Here is a 20078-nt window from a genome sequence, read left to right on the forward strand (position 1 = left end):
GAACGCACCGCCCGCCAGTATGACCTCCCGCGCGGCAAGGCTTTCGCCCGCTGTCATCCTGTCTCCGGGGCGGGGACAGGCGCGGTGCAAATGACGCCCTTTCAGCCATTCGACCCCGGCCGCGCGCCCGGCCCCGTCGAAGACCACTTGCGTCGCCAGACAATCGGTCATGATGTCGAGCCGTTCGGGATAGCGGTTGCGTACCACCTCCAGCCGCTCGCGCGCGCCGCTGCGACCATGGCGATAGGTGGTGATCGGCGTGTAGCAGAGTTGCTCGCGGTCCTGCCGGCGAACGTCGTTGGGATCGCCCCAGTCGCGCAGGAAGGCGGCGATCTTGCCCGCCACGTTCCGTCCACTTGCGACATCCGCCAGCGTTGCGAGCATCAGCGACCGGACCAGCGCCGCATCGCGCAGCGCCCGCGTGGGTACCGCCTTTTCCACCGGCAACCAGCCATGCCAGCCATGACCGGTCGGATCGATGCCCAACCGCGCCAGGAAGCGCCAAAGCGGCCGGTGCCGGCAATTCTCCACCGCCTTGCGATGTTCCCGCATCGCTTCGACTGCCCAGCCCGCATCGCCCGTCGCGGCGGCCAGCGCGTGCCAGTCGCTGTCCGGCGGGACGAGGAAGATCATCGCATTATGGGCCGTACATCCTCCCAGCGCACCCGCCCTGGGATAGGCGATCAGGCCCTTTTCATCGGCCTTTGGGTCGGCCGTAGCCAACGCTTCCTGCGCGAAATGGCGCACGCGACAGTCCCAGGCGAAGTCGGGGTTTTCCGAGGCAAAGGGATGGAAGGCAGGCACGTCATAATCTGCCGTCGCGCGCGCATCCGGCGGTCCGGCGCGAGGATCGGGACCAGCCTCTATGACAAGAACGCGCATCCCCGCCTCGGCAAGCCGAGCGGCGACCGTGCCGCCTCCCGCTCCGGACCCCACCACGATATAGTCATGCGGCGGGGCCGGCACGGCGTCGCTCAGAGCGTCTTGAGATATTCGATGAGGGCGCGCTTGTCCTCGTCGGACAGCACCGGCTCGGTCCCGAATGCGCGCTCCTCCGGGGTGGCCCGCTGCTGCTGGTTGAAGGCGGCCGTGCCGAAATAATGGCCCCGTCCCACCACGAAGTCGGGACATTTGACCAGCGCCTGCAACGGGCCACGCAATGAAGCGAAATGCGTGCGCAGCGCGGCGTCGTCGGCACCCTTGGGCATGCTGATCAGGCTCTTCTTCAGCTTTGCCAGCAGGATGATCAGGTCGCGATAGTGGCGAACGATCACCGCCGGGTCGCGCGTTTCCGCCAATGGCTGGAGCGAGGCGAGCAGGTTGATGGGCACGCCCTTGGGAATGGGGCCAAGGTTGATATTGCCGTCTCCATCTTCCAGCAGACGCAGCGCCTTGCGCGCTTCGTCGTCCAGCGGTCCCGGCGCCTTTGGCAGAAAGCTGGACGGGACATAGAGATAGCTGCGGGCCGTGGTCCGATCGATCATGCCCCATGCCCCCGGAAGCATCGCATCGCGATCCCGCCGCTCGGGCCAGAGCATCTTGCCGATCGCATCGTCAAAGGCGGCCATGCGCCCGGCGACCGAGGGGTCGCCATTGAATTTTCCGACCGTGTTGTCGAGCAGGAAGGGCGCGGTCGACCAGAGGGATATGAGCGATGGCACGCGCGTATAGCCCCGCCCGCCGTCCGGCATGCGATAGTGCCGTACCTCTGCCGTGAACGGATCCTGATAGGACACCGTGCCGACCGAGGGCAGCGACTTGTAGCTTTCCGACGAGAAATTGTCCCAGATATTGCCGCGCAGGGCATTGGTCGCGAGCGGGCTGCACAGATTGGTGCGCAGCAGCGTCACCGGAATGCGCGCGTCAGAGCTGAAATAATTATTCCGCCGGAAATCAGGGCGGGCGACGATAGCGCGCATCCTGCCCTTGAAATCCTCGGTCTGCGTCCAGCGCCACCAGGCATTGAAGCGCTTGCCATAATCCGGCCCCGCGGCGTCGGCCAGACTCGCATTGGCGGGCGCATCGGGTTGCTTACTCGAATGGCAGCGCGCGCAGGTGTTGGCGAAGACGGTGGCGCCGCGCTGGAGGATGTCTTGCGACGCGCCCAGATAGGCCGTGCCGCCCGGTGCCGCGCCAAGCGGATCGGGTCGCGCGGCCTTCAGGAAGAAGAGGGCGGTGAGAGGCGTGCCCTTCTCGGTCGCGCGCCAATAGGCCGAGTTACGGCGCGCCGTCGCGATCTCGATCGGCGAGATGATCTTGCCGCCGACGACCGGGTTGAAGTGGCGCAGCCATTCCTCGCTGAACAGGCCGATATTGAGATAGACCCGGTTGAGCGCGCCCAGCACGCCCACGGAATCGGCGCCGTCCTTCAGCACGCGCGGCGTCCACACCGTAGCGGGCTTCTCGAAATAGCGGGTCAGCGGGCCGGAACTGAAAATCTGGTTGAGCTGGACATTGTCCTTGCCACCCCCGGCCAGTGTCTCCCGGCCCAGCCCCCGCGCCATCTCCATGCGGTCGGGCAGCAGATAGACCGCGTTCATGGTACGCGGATTGTTGATATTGTCCGTCGAAACCAGCGATGTATCCATCGCGCCGGGCCGATAGGTAGAGACCAGTTGGTACATGAAGTTCGACGGGTCCGCCTTCCACATGAACAGTCGATCGACCCACATATATTGGGCGCCGACAGTCGAGTTGAGGTTGGCGAAGTTCGGCTTTTCCGGGTCGTCCGGCGGGCGCGTCGGGCTTGGTCCGACATGGCAGAAGCCGCAACTCATGCCCACCCTGTAGGGACGCACAAGCCGGGGGTCGTTATAGTAGCGCGGATCCTTGTAATAGCGGTCGGCGTCCCAGCGGGCCCTGGCCTTTTCGTCGAAGTCGGGATTGGGAAAGAGGCGGAGGCCAAGGATGCCGGAAGGCTCGCCGAAATAGGATCCGACCGGAACTGTCCGGCCACGCGCGCCGACCTTAACCCCTGGATATTTGGTGGCGTTGGCGAAGGGATCTGAAGCGCATGCGCCATCGCGAACGTCGCGCCATATGCCATATTGGTCGGGCTTGGTCGGCGGCGAGAAACAGGGCTCGTTGATGAGGCCCATCGTCTTCCAGCGCGTCGGGCGGCTGTTGGCGCTGCCGGGCGGTGGCGCGACGATCTTGAGCAGGTCGAAGCCACCCAGCGTCGGCTTGGTCATATAGTCCCAGAAACGGTCGTTTCCGCCGCTCCAGACGAGCCACATATTGCGGCCTTTGACCTCGTCCGGGTTGAGGCGGATGCCATCATCCATCTCGTGGAAATAATCTTCGTCGGCCTGGACCAGCCTGTCGTCAGGATAATTCGCCCGTTGCGCCTCATCGGCCGGCCCGTTGTGACACGCGACAAGGGCGGCAAAGCAAAGGCACGGAACGACTCTCTTAACGATCGCCATGGCTATCCCCAATTCATCACCTGGTGCGTCCTGGAAACGTCAGTCAGTCCGGTCTTGGGGCGACCCATTCAAGCTGCTCGATTTTCGATGCAGGCAAACATCATGAAAAAGGCGCCGATTTGTCGACGCCGTCAAGAATAATCAATTCGTATCGAAAATGCCGAGATTAAGGTGATAAAAGTGTTCGGGAATTTTCTTGATCGGCAAGTGGAAAGGGTGACGTCTCTGTCGTCATTCTGTCCTTTAAGGGAATAGGTGCTGCCATGTGTGGACATTCCGGTCATGCGATCTTCGCCATCACCAATGTGGTAAGCCCGATCGTGACTGGTCGATAGTAGCGGGCCGTTTCGATCGGTTCGTCGTTCGATAATAACAGCTGCGCGCAAGACTTGGACAAATAATCACCCAATTCTTGCCTGTTTCGGTAATTCGTGGCATGTATCGATCCAATATATCAAACATGATGGGTCGCATCGCGCGGATATCTTCCGGCTTATGCCGATGAGCTACAGGTGATGCGAATGTCTGTTCTTTACGATATTCTACGCCGAATCAGCATGTTGATGCCTTCGACAGGGACGGCGCGATGGTCGTTGCTGGCGTCGAGCCTTCTGGCCTTGCTGCCCGGTTGCGCGCAGGATGTTGCGTTCACGCCCAAGGACCAGATGTGCCGTTTCGAGCGACGCGTGCTGGCGGTCAATTTCCCGGCCGTGGAAGATGCGATGGCGCTATCGTCGGACCGGCGCGCATCGCCGGAGAGCGACGTCGCGCGCCCGCCAAACCGGAGCACGACCATTGCATCCGATCCGGTCGCCGCTTTCCCGGTCGGATCGCTGGCCGCAGATCTCCAGGGACGGTTCGCCCGGATGCCCGGCGGCGGGCGTGTCGGCAACAAGACCACGCCGGCTTTCCTGTTCCTGTCCGGCGGCAGCCTCCATGGCGCGTTCGGCGCGGGATTTCTCGACCAGTGGAAACAGGTGCGGGAGGCTGGAACGCCCGCCCGCACCTTGCCGGAGTTCGACGTGGTCACGGGGATCAGCACCGGCGCCATATTGTCCAGCTTCGCCTTCACCGGATATACCGACAAGGCCGTTGCCGGCTATTCGATCCAGAACGAAGCGGAATTGCTCACGCCTTATATCAAGCCGTCATCCTCCGGCGGTCTTGGGCTGAACGCGGGCGTGGCGCTGGCGCGCAAAGGGGCAGTGGCGGATCTTTCGCCGTTACGCACGCATCTCGACAAATATCTGACGCATGACGTGCTGGCACGCGTTGCGGACGGCTATGCGCGCAACCGCACCTTGTGGGTGGGCGCGGTCGATCTCGATACGGGCGAGGCCGTCGCCTTCAACATGGGCGACATGGCCAAACGCTATATCGACGCGCAGCCTCTGCCGCCCGGAGTTGCCGGCCTGTCGGTCGAGGCGCGGCATCACAAGGATTGCTATATAGCCGCCATCCTCGCCTCATCATCTGCTCCGATCGCTGCCGCTCCCGTCTCTATCGACAATCGACTCTATATCGATGGTGGCGCGCGCTTCGGTCTGTTCGGCGCGGAAATCGGCGCGATCATCCAGGACCGCGTGGCAAGAGCGGCGCTCGCGCGGGAGGCGAAGAACCGCGGCGAGAATGTTCAGGTTCCACCCGTCCCGATCAGCTACGCTATCGTGAACAACACGCTGGCCATCGCACCACCGGGCGACTGTCCCAAGGTCGATCCGGCACTTTGCACGGCGGACAATCCGACCGGAGGGCTGGAAGGCGCACAAGAACTGGACCTTCATCGACCTGGCCGTGCGGTCGGAAACCATATTGTCGAATCAGGTCTACCGCTTCTCGGCCGAGCGGATTGGTCTGAAGCAAGGCAATTGCGAAGGCTGTTTCAACATCGTGCGAATCAATGCCGACGCACAGACCCATGTCTATCGTCTCGACGACCCCAATCTCGGCAGCGGTGAGATGAGCTGCGCGGACTGGCGCAAGCGCGACCGCGAACTGCTCAATCCGGTTCAATTCTTTCCCCGCTATATGCGGTGCATCATCGATTATGGGCGAAAGCGTCCGGAGGTCGCGGCCTGGGCACAATAGCGTTGGAGCGGCTCGTCGCGGTTCCAACCGAGGGAGGAAAATGACATGGCATTACAGCCATTTCCGTTGCCGACCACCGACCTGCGGTTTCTGATCGTCGAATTGTTCGGCGGCGACAATAATCTGACCGGCTATGTCGATACCGACCTTAACGAAATGCTGGAAGGGCTGCCGACCGATGCAGCGGTTCTGGCGCTGACCGATCATTTCGGCAGCTCGGCAAAGGCTGTCCGGCTGTTTCGCGGCAGGATCGACATATTGGAGGAATGGGGAGAGATAGACACCGGCGATCCGGCCACGCTGGTCGCCTTCCTGTCGCGCGCATTGGCCAGCGTCCCGGCCTCCGTTCCGGTTGCCCTGGGATTCTGGGACCATGGCAGCGGGGTGTTCGACGAGGATGATCCCCAGCGCGGCGCCATGACGCGCGGGCGCGCCTTTACCCCACGCAGCCGGTCGCTCCGGCAGCGGCCCCGTCGCCGTCTCTTTTGGGGCACGCGCCCGACCGATCCGCGCCTGCGGGCCATGCTGCATGATGACACCAATGGCGGTTTGCTGACGACGCTGGAGGCGGGGCATGTCATCCGCGACAGCTTGGCCGCGTCGGGCCGGGCGAACCTGTCGGCGATCTTTTCCGACACCTGCCTCAACGGCATGGTGGAGGTACTGGCGGAGTTCGACGCGATGACCGACGTCGTCGTAGGTTCGGAGGATCTGGAGCCGGGCGACGGCTGGGACTATTATCGCTGGCTGGGTTCGCTGGCCAGCGGTGTGGTCGACGGACAGCGATTGGGCAGGACAGCAGTCGAGGCCTATCAGCAGGCCTATGCGCCACGCGTCGATCTATTCCCCTGCACGCTCGGCGCCTTCACGCAAGCCTATGCGATCATTGCGGCCTTCCGGCAACTGATCGATGCCGCGACGCCGCTGGGCGATCCGGGCTTTGCGATACTCGATGCCGCCCGTCGCCGCTGCCAGTCCTTCGACCGGCGGGACAGTTATGATATTGCGGATTTTGCCGTCCGGCTGAAGACGATCGCGTCCGATGCTGCGCTGCAATGCGCCGCCCAGGCCCTGCTTGATGCCGTGGAGAGCGCCCATGTCGCTCATTGCGCCCTGGGGGATGAGGTTGCCCAGTCCAACGGCCTCGCCTTCTGGTTCCCGTCCTCGCGTGGCGAATGGCTGAAGACTTCGGCGACCTATTCCGAATTGCGGTTCGATCGGGAAACCGGATGGGCGCGCTATATCGGCCGGTTCTTCTGAACCGGCAGGCGATGGGAGGGGCCATGCTCGACAGGCTTTCAGGATGGACCTCTGCCCGTTCCCTGACCGTGATTCTGTCGACCTGCCTGGCGTTCGGGCTGTTGTTCGGCATGATCTTCATCCAGACGCGGGCCGATCTGGTCGTGCGCAGGCAGCAGGCGGATTTCGGCGCGACGGCGCGCGTGGCGCGGCAGGTGCGCGACGCGGGCGATGTCGTGACCGAACGCGCGTCCGCGCAGGGCGCTGCGCCGCAAAGGACATCCGAAGGGCCGCTGGAGCGGTTCCGTATCGAGGTCGCCCCGGTCGGCGACGGTTCCGCTGCCTGGTGTCGTGAAGCGACCGCGAACGAGGGCAGGCTGCGCCTGTCGATGGAGGGGCTTCAAGCGCGCGACCGCAGGTTGACCGTGACCGCGCTGCCCCCTGCGGACAGCGCCGGCCAGTGCGCCCGGACGAGTGCGCAGGCGGTGCTGGATCCGGCACCCTCCGATGATGGCGGTCCTCGCGACCTCGCCATCGAAGGGCCGGACGGCCGGACCGCGCTGGTCCTGCGCGGGTCGATCGACTGGCCCGAAACGCCGACCAGCGCCGCGATCGTGTCGGATCAAAACGGGAAGGACGGTGGAAAAGCGGCGCTTCCCGTTGCCAGCGCCGGAGGCGTCATTCCGGTCCGCGTCGGTGGCGAAGAGCGGCTCCTCTATCAGTGGCCGATCGACCTTGGCCGCACCGTCACGATCGTCACGGGGGAAGGCGAGATTATTTGCCCGCCGCGCAAATGCCGGCTCGATGCACTGGGCGATGCCCCGGCGTTGGGGGCGGTACTCGACAATTTCAGCCCCGCGACCAAGGCGATCTTCAGCCTGGGCATCATCCTGCTGCTGTTGCTGGTGCCGTTGATCAAGCTCGCTTCCATCGATCTCAATGCGGGGCTGCGCTGGCTGGATGTCATCGCGATCATCGCATCCATCCCCCTGACCGTGGCGACGCTTGTGCTATGCTGTGCCATCGTTGCGGGCTGGACGGAAAACCGGCGCGATCAGGATCATCTGGCGCGGGCCGTCGCCGTCGACATCGCGCGCGATATCGATGGCGAGGTCGATGCGAGCCTTCGCGCGACGGAACATCGGGCGCGCCGGTTTGGACCGCCATGGGGGCACGGAGAGGATTCGTTACAGTTCGAGCCGGCACCCTTGCCAATCCTGATCGCGCAGTTGCGAGACCGTGCAAACTCTCTTCCCGTCGATGCCGCCAATGTCACCAATCATCCGCCGTCGCAGGACGTCAGCGACCGTCGCTATTTCCAGCGACTGCGCAAGGGCGATCTGCTGCCCTGCGTTATGCCGGGCGATGGGCAGATGTCGGGTAAGGAACGGTGCGCCAAGGGACGCAGCTATGTCGTCGACCAGGTTCCCGCAGCGAATAATGGCAACAGCCGTATGGTCCTGCTGATCGACGATCCCGGAAGTCCGGACAGGTTCGTCATGGCCGGAAAGCCGCTGGCAGCCGCCTTGCAGGTACCCGTTCCAGAGGGCTTCGGCTTTGCGGTCGTGGACCCGGCCACGGGCGAAGTTCTGCATCATTCCGATGCCACCCGCGCGCATAATGAGAGCTTCGGCGAACAGCTGGATGTGCAAGGTCGATTGCGGCAGGCCATGGCTACGCTGAATGAGCGCTGCGACGCTGCAAGTCGGCACGGCGACCGCGTCCAGCCTGATCCGACCTTCAGTGCGCGCTATGGCGGGCGGAGGGTGCGCATGGCATTTGCCCCATCCTGTTCGGCACGTTGGCTGGTCGCCGCCTGGTATGATCGCGCTGCGATGGAAAATGGCGTGCTTGTGCCGGCCTATGTCGCAGGAACGCTGATGCTGGTGGCGGCCGGGTTGCTTGCTGCCGGCATCGCCGGCGCGGCGCTGGCCAGCCGCCAGTCGATGCTGCGCCGTCTCTGGCCCGATCCCGAACCGCTTGCCGCGCCGGAGGCAGAAGAAGCCTTCGCCCTGACGATTCTGCCGCACATCATCATCGGGCTGCTGATGATCGGGGGACTATGGCTGGCACGGGGCGATGCGCTCGCGCTGCACGCACTGCTATCCATATTGCTGCTCCCGATCACCTTCGCCACGCCGCGGCGGGATGGTTCCTGGGGACAATTCCCGCTGATCGTGGGGAAGACGGCGCTGCTGGCCTACCTGTTCCTGACCCTCTTGGCTGTCACCGCGCTGGCGCTGATACCTAGATCGTTTTCCTCTTTTCTGGGCTATCTGGTGGTCATGCTGGCGGCAATGGCGATGGCGTTAAGCGGCTGGCACCGGCATCGCTGGTTGCGTGGTGCATTCCTGCGACTGGGCCGGCGAACCTTCGTTCAGTCACGTTTGCGTGCGTCGCCGGCGGCCCGATGGCGCAGGAAATTACGGGGACGGCCCGCCTGGCTGGGTGGCTGGACCGGCGATGCAGGCCGAACTCATCCCCTTGCCTCTATTTCGCGGCGGCTGCGGCGCGTGCTTCGTCTCCAGGTGATCGCGCTGCTGCTCGTGGCGGTGGTGCCGACGCTCGCCGCCTATCGGGTCAGCGCGGACGTGGTCCGGGCCGACCGCACCGTCGCCAACATGCTGGCGCTGTGCGAAGCCCGTGTGCAGGCCGAATTGATCGTAAATCAATTGCGGAACACGCTCTATCGACCGCCGCTCTGGCCGTGGCCTATGCCGGGATGCGACAGTGGTGTGGTGCCCGGATTGGGCGGTCCCGACATCCAGACCATGTTGATCGCTCATTATCGGCAGGATCAGGGTGCGATTTCCCATTTGATCGGGCCGCTCGTGCATATCTGGTACGCGCAGCCACCGGTCGCATTAGAAGCGGGCAACTGGCGCCATGCGCCGCCGGGAAGCAGCCTTCCGATTTATTCAGGCACCCTGATCGGCTGGCTAGGTGACATTCTGCTGGTGATGGCGATGGCGATCGTGTCGGTCGGCGCCACCCATCGGCTCCTGATGATGGCAGCCTGTGGTCTGTTCGGTCTTCAGCATTTCGCCTTTCGCGCGCTGCATCCGCGACACACGCCGTGGCAGATTCGCGTGAAGTCGAGCGAACCGCTCAAGGCCGTGTTCATCGACTATCCCTACCATCATCTGCGCCAGATGCATGACGAATTGCAATCGCGCGGTCAGCTCGAAATGTTCGATCTGTCGATCGAACGCAGCACGCTGGGCGACAAGAGCATGTCGGTCCTGACCGCCAAATCCTGGATCGTCACGGGGTTCGAGGCGATCATCGCCAATCGCGAACTGCGGTTGCGGGCGTTGAGCCTTCTCGAACAGCTCACCGCTCGCAAGGAGGTGGAGGTCTTCTTCTTCGCGCAGACGCTGCCGCTGGTCCGTTTGCGCCAGACTCGCGAGCGCGAAAAGCGCGAAGCGGATGTCGCCGGCGCGGCAGGTGTCATGAACGAGAGCGAATCTTACCGCTGGGCCGAATTGTTCTCGGAATTCATCACCTATACCTGGAACGAGACCATCGCCGTGCCGACAACCGGCGCGCGGCCGGGGATGAACCTCGTGCGGCTGCTGCGCACGGTCAAGTCCCGGCAGATGCGGCGTTCCGTCCTGCAATGGGCGCGGTGCAACCCTGCTGCGGCTGCCGTGATCGCGGACGAGATGATCCGCATTCCGTCCGACCGGATTCAGGACCAGATCCGCTCCTTCAGCCTGTCTCCACTCGACGTCAAGCAGGGCAAGACCAGGGCGCTCAGCGATCTGAGCGGCCTCTATGTCGAGCAGATCTACGAATATATGGCCAATTTTCTGGGCGACTATTATCAGGGCGAATGGGTGAGATGCGCCAGGGAAGAGCATCTCATCCTCTATCATCTGGCGCACGGCAAATTCATCAACGCCTGTAATTTTGCTGCCATCAACAGCCTGTTGTCGCGCCGCCTGATCACGACCGACCCGGATTTCCGGCTGATGAACCGCAGCTTCGGCCACTGGATACGCACGTTGCAGCATCCCAGTTCGTTCACGCAGTTCCGCCGGGAGGCGGAGGCCGGCGGGACATGGAACCTGCTGCGCCTGCCGCTGCTGCTGCTGGTGGCGGGCGGCTCGATCCTGGTCAGCTATCTCGACCGCGACGGCGCCGGTTCGCTCATCACCCTTATCCCCGGTGCGGTGGCGACCATGCCGATATTGCTTTCCCGTTTCACCCGGCCCGCCGCGGCCAGCGCCTAGGAGCATGCCCATGGCCAATGCAGAGAAGACATGGACCCGGATCAGCATCATCGGCACCAACGTGCCGGTCGAGGAACTGATAGCCGATTATGAGGATCGGTCCGGCGACAGCGGGCCGACCCATTATCTGCTGCTGCCTGACGCGACGCTCATCGCCAATCGCCGCGCGATCGTCGCGGGCGAGCCGATCGGCATCCTCGTCGTCGCCGAGGACGGGGAAAGTTGCAGCGCGGCGCAGATGGCGCTCGTGTCGACTATCGAGGATTTCGTCGCGCAATGGGTCGCCAGGCCCGCCGACCCAGGCCTTTCTCTGCCACCGGCCCTCGCCGCGGCGGAAGAAGCGCGCAATCGCTTCTACCCGAACCGGATCGTGCGAAGCGCATCCTCTGTTCCCGCACGACGCGCGCCTGCTACACCGCCATGGCCATCCTATGCCGATCCCGGCCCGTTCAGCGGATCGCCCGAACAATTGCGAGCGCTCGCGCCGCACATCGTCAACCTGCGCAAGGGCAAGCTGTCCGACGACGGCATCGCCTCCACGACCGAAGCCGGGCTGGACGACATCGTCGAGGCGATCGCCGAAAAGGCGGCCAGGGGCTTCAAGTTGATGCTTTATGCGCATGGCGGCCTGACGGACGAGCGCTACGGCCTGGCTTCGGCCTGGGCCTATCATCGCTGGTGGCTGTCGCATGGCGTCTACCCCCTCTTCTTCGTGTGGGAAACGGGCGGGCTGGAAACCTTCTGGCAGATCGTCGAGGGCGAAGAACGGCGCGGCCGCGCCATGTCGCGCGACATATGGGATTATACCACCGACCCGGCCGTCGAAATGCTCGGCGGCAAGGTGGGCAAGCTGTTGTGGCGGGCGATGAAGGATTCCGCACGCAGCGCCAGCCTGAAAGGTGGGGGCGCACAGCTGTTCGCCGAGAAGCTGGCGGCGCGCCTCGATCCGGCAACCGACATTTTCGCTATCGGCCACAGCGCCGGGTCGATCTTCCACGCGCATTTCCTGCCCGTGCTATGTGCGAACGCGTTGAAGGTGCGGCACCTTCACCTGCTCGCGCCGGCCATCACCAACAGGCTCTTCGCCGATCAACTGATTCCGATGATCGGTGGCAAGATCGGCCAATGCCACATGTTCGCCCTGACGCGGGAAGCCGAACGGGGCGACAATTGCGCCCGCGTCTATCACAAATCCCTCCTCTATCTGGTGTCCCGGGCCTTCGAGGACGATAAGGAGGAGCCGATCCTTGGCATGGAGGATTTCCAGCGCGACGCCGTAGTGCGCGGGGCCTTTGCAGACCGCATCATATTGTCGCCCACGCCGCGTGGCGCGCCGCCCAGCGCGGCATCGGCATCGCGCACCCATGGCGGCTTCGACAATGACGTGCCCACGATCGAGAGCATATTGCGCCGCGTGAAGGATATCGGTGACGACGAACTGGTGCGTCCCGGCTATCCGCAGGGTGAACCGCGTGTGCAGCGGGCTGTGGCCGACGCCAACTATTATGGCGTGCCGCCCGGCCTGTTCGGCACCGGGGCGATGCCGCTGCCGAACCCGGTCGCCGCGTTCCCGGCTGCCGATCCCGCGACCCCGGCAGCGCAGGCGCCGGTCAAGGTGGGTGGACAGCGCGTGGCGCTGTGCATCGGCAACGATGCGTTCGCGGGAAACATGCGCCTGCATGGTTGTGTGAACGATGCGCAAACCTGGGCCGAAACGTTCCGCCTTCAGGGCCATGAGCCGAAGATATTGGCGAACGTGACGGCCCGGCAGATACGCGACGAGATCAGGGGCGTTCTGGCGCGCAGCCGTCCGGGCGATAGCGTCATGATCCATGTCTCCTCGCACGGGTCGCAGGCGCTGGACGTGGACGGGGACGAAGCGCTGGGCGACAGCCAATATGCCGATGATAAAGATGAATTGCTGGTCGCGCTCGACTGGGAGGATGGCGGGCTGATCATCGACGACGAATGGCCGATGCTGCTGTCCGCGCCGCAGGGCGTCAAGCTGGTCCGCTTCCATGATTTCTGCCATTCGGGCCGCACCAGCCGCATGGCCTTCAGCCCGACGGGATTGCGCCGCCGCCGCAGCTGGAACATTCCCGACAGCATCGCGCAAAAGGCCTATCGGGCCACGCCGCAGCGCGCTCTGCCTGCCGAAGCCTATGGCACCGACCTGCCCTATCTGACCTTCTGCGCCTGCGAACCGCACCAGTTTGCCATGGAAGACAATGGCGCGGGCATATTCACGCAGGCCGCGACGGAAATCCTTCGCGGACGGGGTGCTACGCTCGGTGCGCAGGAGGCGTTCGCCGCCATCAAGGCCGCCATGGGCAACGAACAGCAAAATCCCGTACTCGAAGGATCGGCGCTCTTTACGGCGAGTCCGCTGTTCGGCCTGCCGTCATGACGGGTCAGGGGGCCAGGAGGATCACCATATCCTCGCGCGTATTGCAGGAGGTGCGGCCGGTTGCGGCGGGTGCGCCATCTCCGGCCAAATCCTCCGCCGAAACGCGGTTTCCGGCCATGCGGTCGTTGCGCATCTTCGCCGTCGACACCTCGATCCGCAACGAAGTCGGGGGCATCGTCACCATCTCCATCCCATTCGAGCCACTCGTACGAAAGGCGGGAGGCTTTCAGGGGCGCATATTTGCCGTCCGACTGCCCAAGGGAAACCAGTGGGCGCAGCATCGGGAAATCCTTGGCCACATGCGCGTGAACAGCGCGGCCAACCTTGCAAGCCAGGGCTATGCGCCCACGCTCAACGACCCTCGCTTCATCGTTCAGATGGTCTATGGTGTCTCCTCCCAGCTCTTTGAAACATTCCGCCGCGCGCTTGGCCGGGAGATCGTGCTGGGGTTGCGATATGATCTCGTCCGCGGGCGCGAACATTGGAAGCGCGCGGAGCATTTCACGCTCGATCCATGGGCCGGGGAAGAGGCGCAGGCCTGGTATGACCGGGACGAGGCGATGGTCGCCTTCGGCCATTTCAGGGCGCAGCAAGACACGATAGGCTATCCGCCCGGCAGCCGGGTGTTCACCGCGCTGTCGCATGACGTGATCGTACACGAAATGACTCACGCGTTGCTGGATGCGGTAAAACCGCATTTCATCGTCCCTACGCATCGCGATGTCCTCGCATTTCATGAGGCCTTTGCCGACCTCATCGCCATTTTCCAGCGGTTCAGCTATGACGAACTGGTGGTGCAGCAACTGGCGGCGGCACGGGCGGACATCGACAGGCTCGGCATATTGAGTTCGCTCGCACGCAGCTTCGCGATCACGTCGGGCAGGGGCAACACATTGCGGCCGCTACAGGGCGACCTGCTCTACGATCAGGTGGGCGAGGAACCGCACATGCTCGGCAATGTGCTGGTGCAAGCTGTCTATCGCGCGTTTCGCATGGTCGTCGAACGGCGGATCGCCGCGCCGATCGCCATTGCGACCGGGGGCACGGGTCTGTTGCCAAAAGGTGAACTGCCGCCTGCCCTGACGGCGGAAATCGCCAAGCATGTGCGCAAGACCGCATTGATGTTCCAGACCATGCTGATCCGCGCACTCGATTATTGCCCGCCCTTCGGCATCAGCTTCTTCACATTCCTGCGGGCGGTAATCTCGGCTGACATCCGGCAGGTGCCAGTCGATGAGGAAGGCATAAGGGCGGTCTGGATGGAAGCGTTCCGGCATCACCGTATCTTTCCGGAGAACGGGTTGCACTTCGCCGACGATCAACTGGCCTGGCGAACGCCATGGAATGACGAGGTATCGCAGGTGCGGATGCTGAGCTTCGCGGAAACCGCCTTTGCCGGCAATCCCGGTGAGCTTCTTTCCTGGGAGGCCGCGCTCGTGCAGTCGAGCAAGGTCGCGCAGAAACTGGGTTCCGACGAGTGGATCGCGCGCCTTGCGCTTGACGATATGCCCGACGATCTTGTCCGGTCGACGACCGAAATCATCGGCATTCGCAGCTTCGCGCGACCTGGCCCCGACCGCATGACCGAATTCGGGACGATCGTGGAAATCGTGCAACGCAATATCACGCCGCGCGACAGCAGCGGCTTCATGGCCGGCATGAGCGCCTGCCTCATCTTCGACAGCGATGGGCGGCTGGCGTCCTGCGTGCGCCTGCCGGTCATGGGCGGGGAAGCCGGATCGGCACTTGACGATCATCGGCGCGCGATCGAGCGCTATTCCGTCAGCACCGAAGGCGCGCGCAGCTGGCTACAGGTGAACGGGCAGTGGACAATCCGCGGCAATATCATGCGGCGCTTGTGCGCGCGGTAAAAACGATGTTGAAATATCCCAACAATATGAAATTTCTGCCATCTATTGGATATTTTGGCGGCATGCGCATGTTCAGACTTGAGTAATATCGCCGATAATCCGCGCTTTTCTAAAATTGGCACGGCCCCTGCAATGCTTTGGGCACGATCCAGCACGGGTCGCTCGAAGCAAGATCAGGGAAGGAAATCACCATGAAGACCGTTGCCGCCATCATCGCCGTCGCAGCCGCCATGACCAGCATCGCCGCTCCCGCCGCCGCGCAGGATCAGGGCAATTTCAACAAGCCCAAAGTAAGCTACAACGCCAAGACTCAGGAATATTGCGTGAAGCAGGTGCTGCCCAGCTCGATCGTGCCCTCGATCCAGTGCCGCACCGCCAGTGAATGGGCCGACGCCGGCCTGACCATCACTCACAAGCCGGCCGTCCAGCTTGCCCAGCGTTGAAACGGAAGGCCTCCCGCATCATCCGATCGGGAGGCCGTCCGCTGACGTCGCATCATGCAATGGGCGTGGCTTTTCTCTACCGCGCCGTTTAGCTGATCGGCATGAAATATCTCCCCGCGCTCTCTTTCGCCGCTCTCCTCCTCATCGCCCAGCCCGTATATTCCCGACCAGCTTCGGTGCAGGCGGATACGGCGGCGTGGCGGGCGCAGGCGGCACGGGTGACGATCCAGCGGGATGACTGGGGCATCGCCCATGTCCATGGGCGCAGCGATGCCGACGCCGTGTTCGGCATGATCTACGCGCAGGCCGAAGACGACTTCAACCGGATCGAGAGCAATTATCTGACCGCGCTCGGCCGTACCGCCGAGGCGGAGGGCGAGGATGCGATCTGGCAGGACTTGCGCGCGCGTCTCTACATGGACCCGACCAAGCTGAAGGCCGATTATGCGGCCAGCCCGGCCTGGTTGCGCAAGCTGATGGATAGCTGGGCCGATGGGCTCAACTATTATCTCGCAACCCATCCGCAGGTGAAGCCCCGCGTCATTACACGGTTTGAGCCGTGGATGGCGCTCAGTTTCACCGAAGGCAGCATCGGCGGCGACATCGAACGCATTCCGCTCGACCGGCTGAAAGCCTTTTACGGTAAACCGGACGGAAAGGTCGTCGCCACGGCCGATCCCGATCCGGAACCGCGTGGCTCCAATGGCTTTGCGATCGCGCCGGGCAAGAGCGCCAGCGGACATGCGCTGTTGTGGATCAACCCGCACACCAGCTTTTTCTTCCGTTCCGAATTGCAGATGACCAGCGATGAGGGATTGAATGCCTATGGCGCCGCGACCTGGGGCCAGTTCTTCGTCTATCAGGGCTTCAATCCGACTGCCGGGTGGATGCATACGTCCAGCACGGTGGATAGCGTCGACGAATTTCTGGAAACGGTCACGCGGCGGCCTGATGGGACGTTCAGCTATCGCTACGGAGCCGAGCAGAGGCCGATCAAGGCGTCGACCATCACCTTGTCCTATCGGACCGTCGATGGCGGACAGGCGCAGCGCAACTTCACCACCTATAGCACCCATCATGGCCCGGTGATCGGCGAGACGGACGGCAAATGGCTGTCCTTCGCGATGATGGACAAGCCGGTGCCGGCGCTGGAGCAAAGCTTCCTGCGGACCAAGGCGCGCGATTATGCCCAGTTCGTCAAGGTCGCCGAGCGCATGGCCAACTCGTCCAACAACACCATCTTCGCCGATGCGAAAGGGACGATCGCCTATCTGCATCCCCAGTTCGTGCCGCTGCGCGAAGATCGGTTCGACTATATGAAGCCGGTCGATGGCAGCGATCCGGCGACCGACTGGAAGGGGCTGACCCCGCTCGATCGCTTGCCGCGCCTGCTCAATCCGGCGGGCGGCTGGATTCAGAACACCAATAACGGTCCCTGGTCGGCGGCGGGCAAGGACAGTCAGAAGGCGTCGGATTTCCCCCGCTACATGGACATGGTCGGGGAAAATCCGCGCGGCGAACATGCCGTCATGGTGCTGGGCGTGGGGCGGGACTTCACGCTCGATACGATGACCGCTGCTGCTTTCGATCGCTATCAGCCCGCCTTTGCCCGGCTGGTGCCGTTACTGGCCAAGGCGTGGGATGGACTAGCTCAGGGCGATGCGCGCAGGCTGCGGCTCGCCGAACCGGTCGCCCTGCTGCGCCGCTGGGACTATCGCTGGAGCGCGGAATCGGTGGCTAACAGCCTGGCCTGCCTGTGGGCGGAGGATTTGCGCCAATGGGTGCTGGCGGAGACGCAGGGGGATGCCCGCACGCTTTATGATCGCATGGCCGGCGCCCCGGCGGACGTGCAACTGAAACTGCTATCGGTGGTGGTCGATCGGCTGAACAAGGGTTTTGGCAGTTGGCGCACGCCCTGGGGCGAGATCAATCGTTACCAGCGGCTGACCGGTGCCATCGTCCAGGATTTCTCCGATGCGCAGCCCAGCCTGCCAGTGCCCTTCGGTTCGGCGCGCTGGGGTTCGCTCGCCTCCTTCGGCGCACGCGCCTATCCCGGCACGCAAAAATGGTATGGCACCAGCGGCAATAGTTTCCTGGCGGCGGTCGAGTTCGGCAAGCGTGTAAAGGCAAAAGCGGTCAGCGTCGGCGGCGCAAACGGCGATCCGGCCTCGCCGCATTTCGGTGATCAGGCGCAGGCCTATATCGATGGCAAGCTGCGGCCGGTCTATTTCCATCCCGACGAACTGGCCAGTCATGTCGAACGGACCTATCGACCGGGGGATTGACGGCCTGCGTTCTTCCGCTCCGTCGGTCAAGCTGTCGGCCTGCCGCAAGCATGGCCCTGCGCTCTTGGCTTGCCTGCGCCGATGTGGGAGAGGCGGTCGGGATCGCAGAAGAGAAATGCCGGAAGACAGAGATATGCGCTTGCCGATCAAAAGGATGCCGCGCCGTGCTGCCCGTTGGGGGCTGGCCATGCTGCTCGCGTCATTGGCGCCCGCGTCGCTTTGCGCGGCCGATCCTGCCCCTTTCGAGCTGACGGGACCGGCGCTGCGCATCATGGTGATGCGCGGCACGCAGAGCCTGCCGATCGCTCAGGTGCCGAGCCTGTCCGAGGGCGACAAGCTGTCGATCGAGGCGGACCTGCCCGCCGATCAGGGCGCGCGCTTCATTCTCGTGTCGGCCTTTCTGCGCGGGGCGACCAATCCGCCGCCCAAGGATTGGATCAGCTTCGCTGAAACCTGGAAGAAGAAAGACAAGGACAAGGCGCTGACCATGACCGTGCCGAAAGGCGCGCGGCAGATGGTCATCTTCCTCGTGCCCGATACTGGCGGGGCCGAAGGTACGCTGCTCGATGCGGTGAGGGGCAAGCCGGGCGAGTTCGTCCGCGCGACGCAGGATCTGAACCAGGCCTCGCTCGATCGGTCGCGGCTCGATGCCTTCATGGCGGCGATCCGGGCGCAGGAAAATACCCATCCCGAATTTCTGCGCGGTGTCGCGCCGGCGCTGGCGCGAAGCCTGTCGATGAAGCTCAATGAGGAATGCCTGTCCAAGGTGGTCGAATTGCAGGCCGCCTGCCTGCTCGACAATCGGGAATCGCTGGTGTTGGCGGATGTACACAGCAGTTCGATGGCCGAGACGTTGACCGGCGCACCCACCGATCTGGCCCTGCAACTCAGCGCCACGCGTGAAGCCGGCTATGGCTATTACAGCGCCTATATCGCTGTGGTGCGTGACGTGGCGAAGATTTTCGGCGCGTTCAGCAATCCCGAGTTCGACTATCTGCCGACGCTGAGCGTGCGCAAGGATAGCGGGATCGGTCTGCTGCTCAATGCCGCGCCTTCCTTCCAGAAGCCGAAGTCGGTGATGGTGGTGGCCATGCCGGCGATCGAGGGAGACAGTCCACCCCGGTTGCGTAATGCCGCCGAAGGACCGATCTGCGCGGCGGGAGGCGGCACGGTGCTGCCGGTCGAAGGCGCGCCGCTCATTTACTCCACCGCCTATGCCCGCGACGTGAAGCTGGTGCTCAAGTCGGCGGGTGGCGGGACAGTCGAACTGCCCGTCACCGCGCGTGCGGATCGGGGCGGCTATGTCCTGCCCGGCAGTGCCGACCTGCCCGCCGGCTTCAAGGGCACCGTGCAGGGGCATCTCTACGGGCTGTGGGGCTTCGATCGGTTCGAGGGACCGGATTTCGCGCTGCAACTGCCCGATGATAGCGGGTGGAAGGTCGAGGGGGAGACGCCTGCACTGGTCGTCGGGCGAGACAATGGCGTCGTCCTGAAGGGCGGTGCCCCGGCCTGCGTTGAAGGCGTGACCATCCGCCAGAGTGACGGGCAGACGCAATCGATCGGCTGGAAGATACAGGGACAGGACGGGCTGGTGCTCACCCTGCCGCTGGCAGAGCGCAAGCCCGGCACGCTCGACATAGCCGTGAAATATCGCGGCGTCGCCCAGCCTTCGATGGTTTCGCTGCGCAGCTATGCTCAGGCAAGCCGCCTCGACGGCCTGCTCCTTCATGCGGGCGACAGGGGCGCGCTGCTGTCCGGCCAGCGGCTTGATCAGGTGGAAAGTGTCGAGGTTGCGGGGCTGACGCTTCGACCTGACGGACTGATGCGCGATGGCTCGGTCGATCGTCTGCGGCTGGTCATGCAGGGGGATGGCGTCGCGCCGCAACAGGGCAGTGACATCAGTGCAAGGGTGAAGCTGCGAGACGGACGGATCGTCACTCTGGCGGCGACGGTGGCGGCGTCGCGGCCCCAGGTCGACCTGCTCAGCAAGGATGTCACGCCCGGTGCGCAGCCTGCCAATGGAAAGGCGCTGGCGCTTCAGGGCGATGAACTGCTGCCCGACAATGGGCGGCTCGTCTTTTCCAT

Annotated in this window: 10 protein-coding genes; 8 read left to right on the plus strand and 2 right to left on the minus strand. The window is 63.8% G+C overall.

Features of this window, described 5'->3' with window-relative positions; all coding sequences use genetic code 11:
- Both VMR39_RS23435 and VMR39_RS23440 read right to left on the minus strand, forming a co-directional pair.
- On the minus strand, positions 1 to 966 hold a 966-nt coding region (locus VMR39_RS23435; protein ID WP_325419715.1), incomplete at its 3' end, for a GMC family oxidoreductase N-terminal domain-containing protein.
- 8 nt (positions 967 to 974) lie between these two features.
- Complete coding sequence (locus VMR39_RS23440; protein WP_325419717.1) at positions 975 to 3425, minus strand: c-type cytochrome; 2451 nt, start codon at positions 3423 to 3425, stop codon at positions 975 to 977.
- 557 nt (positions 3426 to 3982) lie between these two features.
- Here VMR39_RS23440 and VMR39_RS23445 point away from each other — a divergent pair.
- From VMR39_RS23445 to VMR39_RS23480, 8 genes are all read left to right on the plus strand, one after another.
- The gene (locus VMR39_RS23445) at positions 3983 to 5383 is read left to right on the plus strand and encodes a patatin-like phospholipase family protein (RefSeq protein WP_325419719.1); all 1401 of its coding nucleotides are present in this window, start codon (positions 3983 to 3985) and stop codon (positions 5381 to 5383) included.
- Positions 5384 to 5558: 175 nt separating this feature from the next.
- On the plus strand, positions 5559 to 6773 hold the full coding sequence (locus VMR39_RS23450) for a clostripain-related cysteine peptidase (protein WP_325419721.1): 1215 nt from the start codon (positions 5559 to 5561) through the stop codon (positions 6771 to 6773).
- Positions 6743 to 10987: a hypothetical protein gene (locus tag VMR39_RS23455; RefSeq protein WP_325419723.1), complete on the plus strand. Its 4245-nt coding sequence runs from the start codon at positions 6743 to 6745 to the stop codon at positions 10985 to 10987. The genes VMR39_RS23450 and VMR39_RS23455 overlap by 31 nt, the downstream gene beginning before the upstream one ends.
- Positions 10988 to 10997: 10 nt before the next feature.
- Positions 10998 to 13394 carry a caspase family protein gene (locus tag VMR39_RS23460; RefSeq protein ID WP_325419725.1) on the plus strand — a complete coding sequence of 799 codons (2397 nt, stop codon included), beginning with the start codon at positions 10998 to 11000 and terminating at the stop codon, positions 13392 to 13394.
- Positions 13391 to 15265, plus strand: a complete 1875-nt coding sequence (locus VMR39_RS23465) for a hypothetical protein (RefSeq protein WP_325419727.1) — start codon at positions 13391 to 13393, stop codon at positions 15263 to 15265. Before VMR39_RS23460 ends, VMR39_RS23465 begins: the two co-directional genes overlap by 4 nt.
- A 191-nt stretch (positions 15266 to 15456) precedes the next feature.
- Positions 15457 to 15708 carry a hypothetical protein gene (locus VMR39_RS23470; protein ID WP_325419729.1) on the plus strand — a complete coding sequence of 84 codons (252 nt, stop codon included), beginning with the start codon at positions 15457 to 15459 and terminating at the stop codon, positions 15706 to 15708.
- A gap of 101 nt (positions 15709 to 15809) precedes the next feature.
- Positions 15810 to 17993 (plus strand): penicillin acylase family protein, encoded by a 2184-nt coding sequence (locus tag VMR39_RS23475; RefSeq protein WP_325419732.1) that lies wholly within the window; start codon positions 15810 to 15812, stop codon positions 17991 to 17993.
- Between the two features lie 154 nt (positions 17994 to 18147).
- A partial coding sequence (locus tag VMR39_RS23480; protein WP_414712584.1) for a hypothetical protein occupies positions 18148 to 20078 on the plus strand: 1931 nt, incomplete at its 3' end.

It is taken from the genome of Sphingobium sp. (genome assembly GCF_035511395.1).
Lineage (GTDB): Bacteria > Pseudomonadota > Alphaproteobacteria > Sphingomonadales > Sphingomonadaceae > Sphingobium.

Bases quoted from the DNA above. Each gene is read 5' to 3' on its own strand.
- VMR39_RS23465 (WP_325419727.1), top strand. From the start codon at position 13,391: ATGACGGGTCAGGGGGCCAGGAGGATCACCATATCCTCGCGCGTATTG.
- VMR39_RS23475 (WP_325419732.1), top strand. From the start codon at position 15,810: ATGAAATATCTCCCCGCGCTCTCTTTCGCCGCTCTCCTCCTCATCGCC.
- VMR39_RS23455 (WP_325419723.1), top strand. From the start codon at position 6,743: ATGGGCGCGCTATATCGGCCGGTTCTTCTGAACCGGCAGGCGATGGGA.
- VMR39_RS23450 (WP_325419721.1), top strand. From the start codon at position 5,559: ATGGCATTACAGCCATTTCCGTTGCCGACCACCGACCTGCGGTTTCTG.
- VMR39_RS23445 (WP_325419719.1), top strand. From the start codon at position 3,983: ATGTTGATGCCTTCGACAGGGACGGCGCGATGGTCGTTGCTGGCGTCG.
- VMR39_RS23460 (WP_325419725.1), top strand. From the start codon at position 10,998: ATGGCCAATGCAGAGAAGACATGGACCCGGATCAGCATCATCGGCACC.
- VMR39_RS23440 (WP_325419717.1), bottom strand. From the start codon at position 3,425: ATGGCGATCGTTAAGAGAGTCGTTCCGTGCCTTTGCTTTGCCGCCCTT.
- VMR39_RS23470 (WP_325419729.1), top strand. From the start codon at position 15,457: ATGAAGACCGTTGCCGCCATCATCGCCGTCGCAGCCGCCATGACCAGC.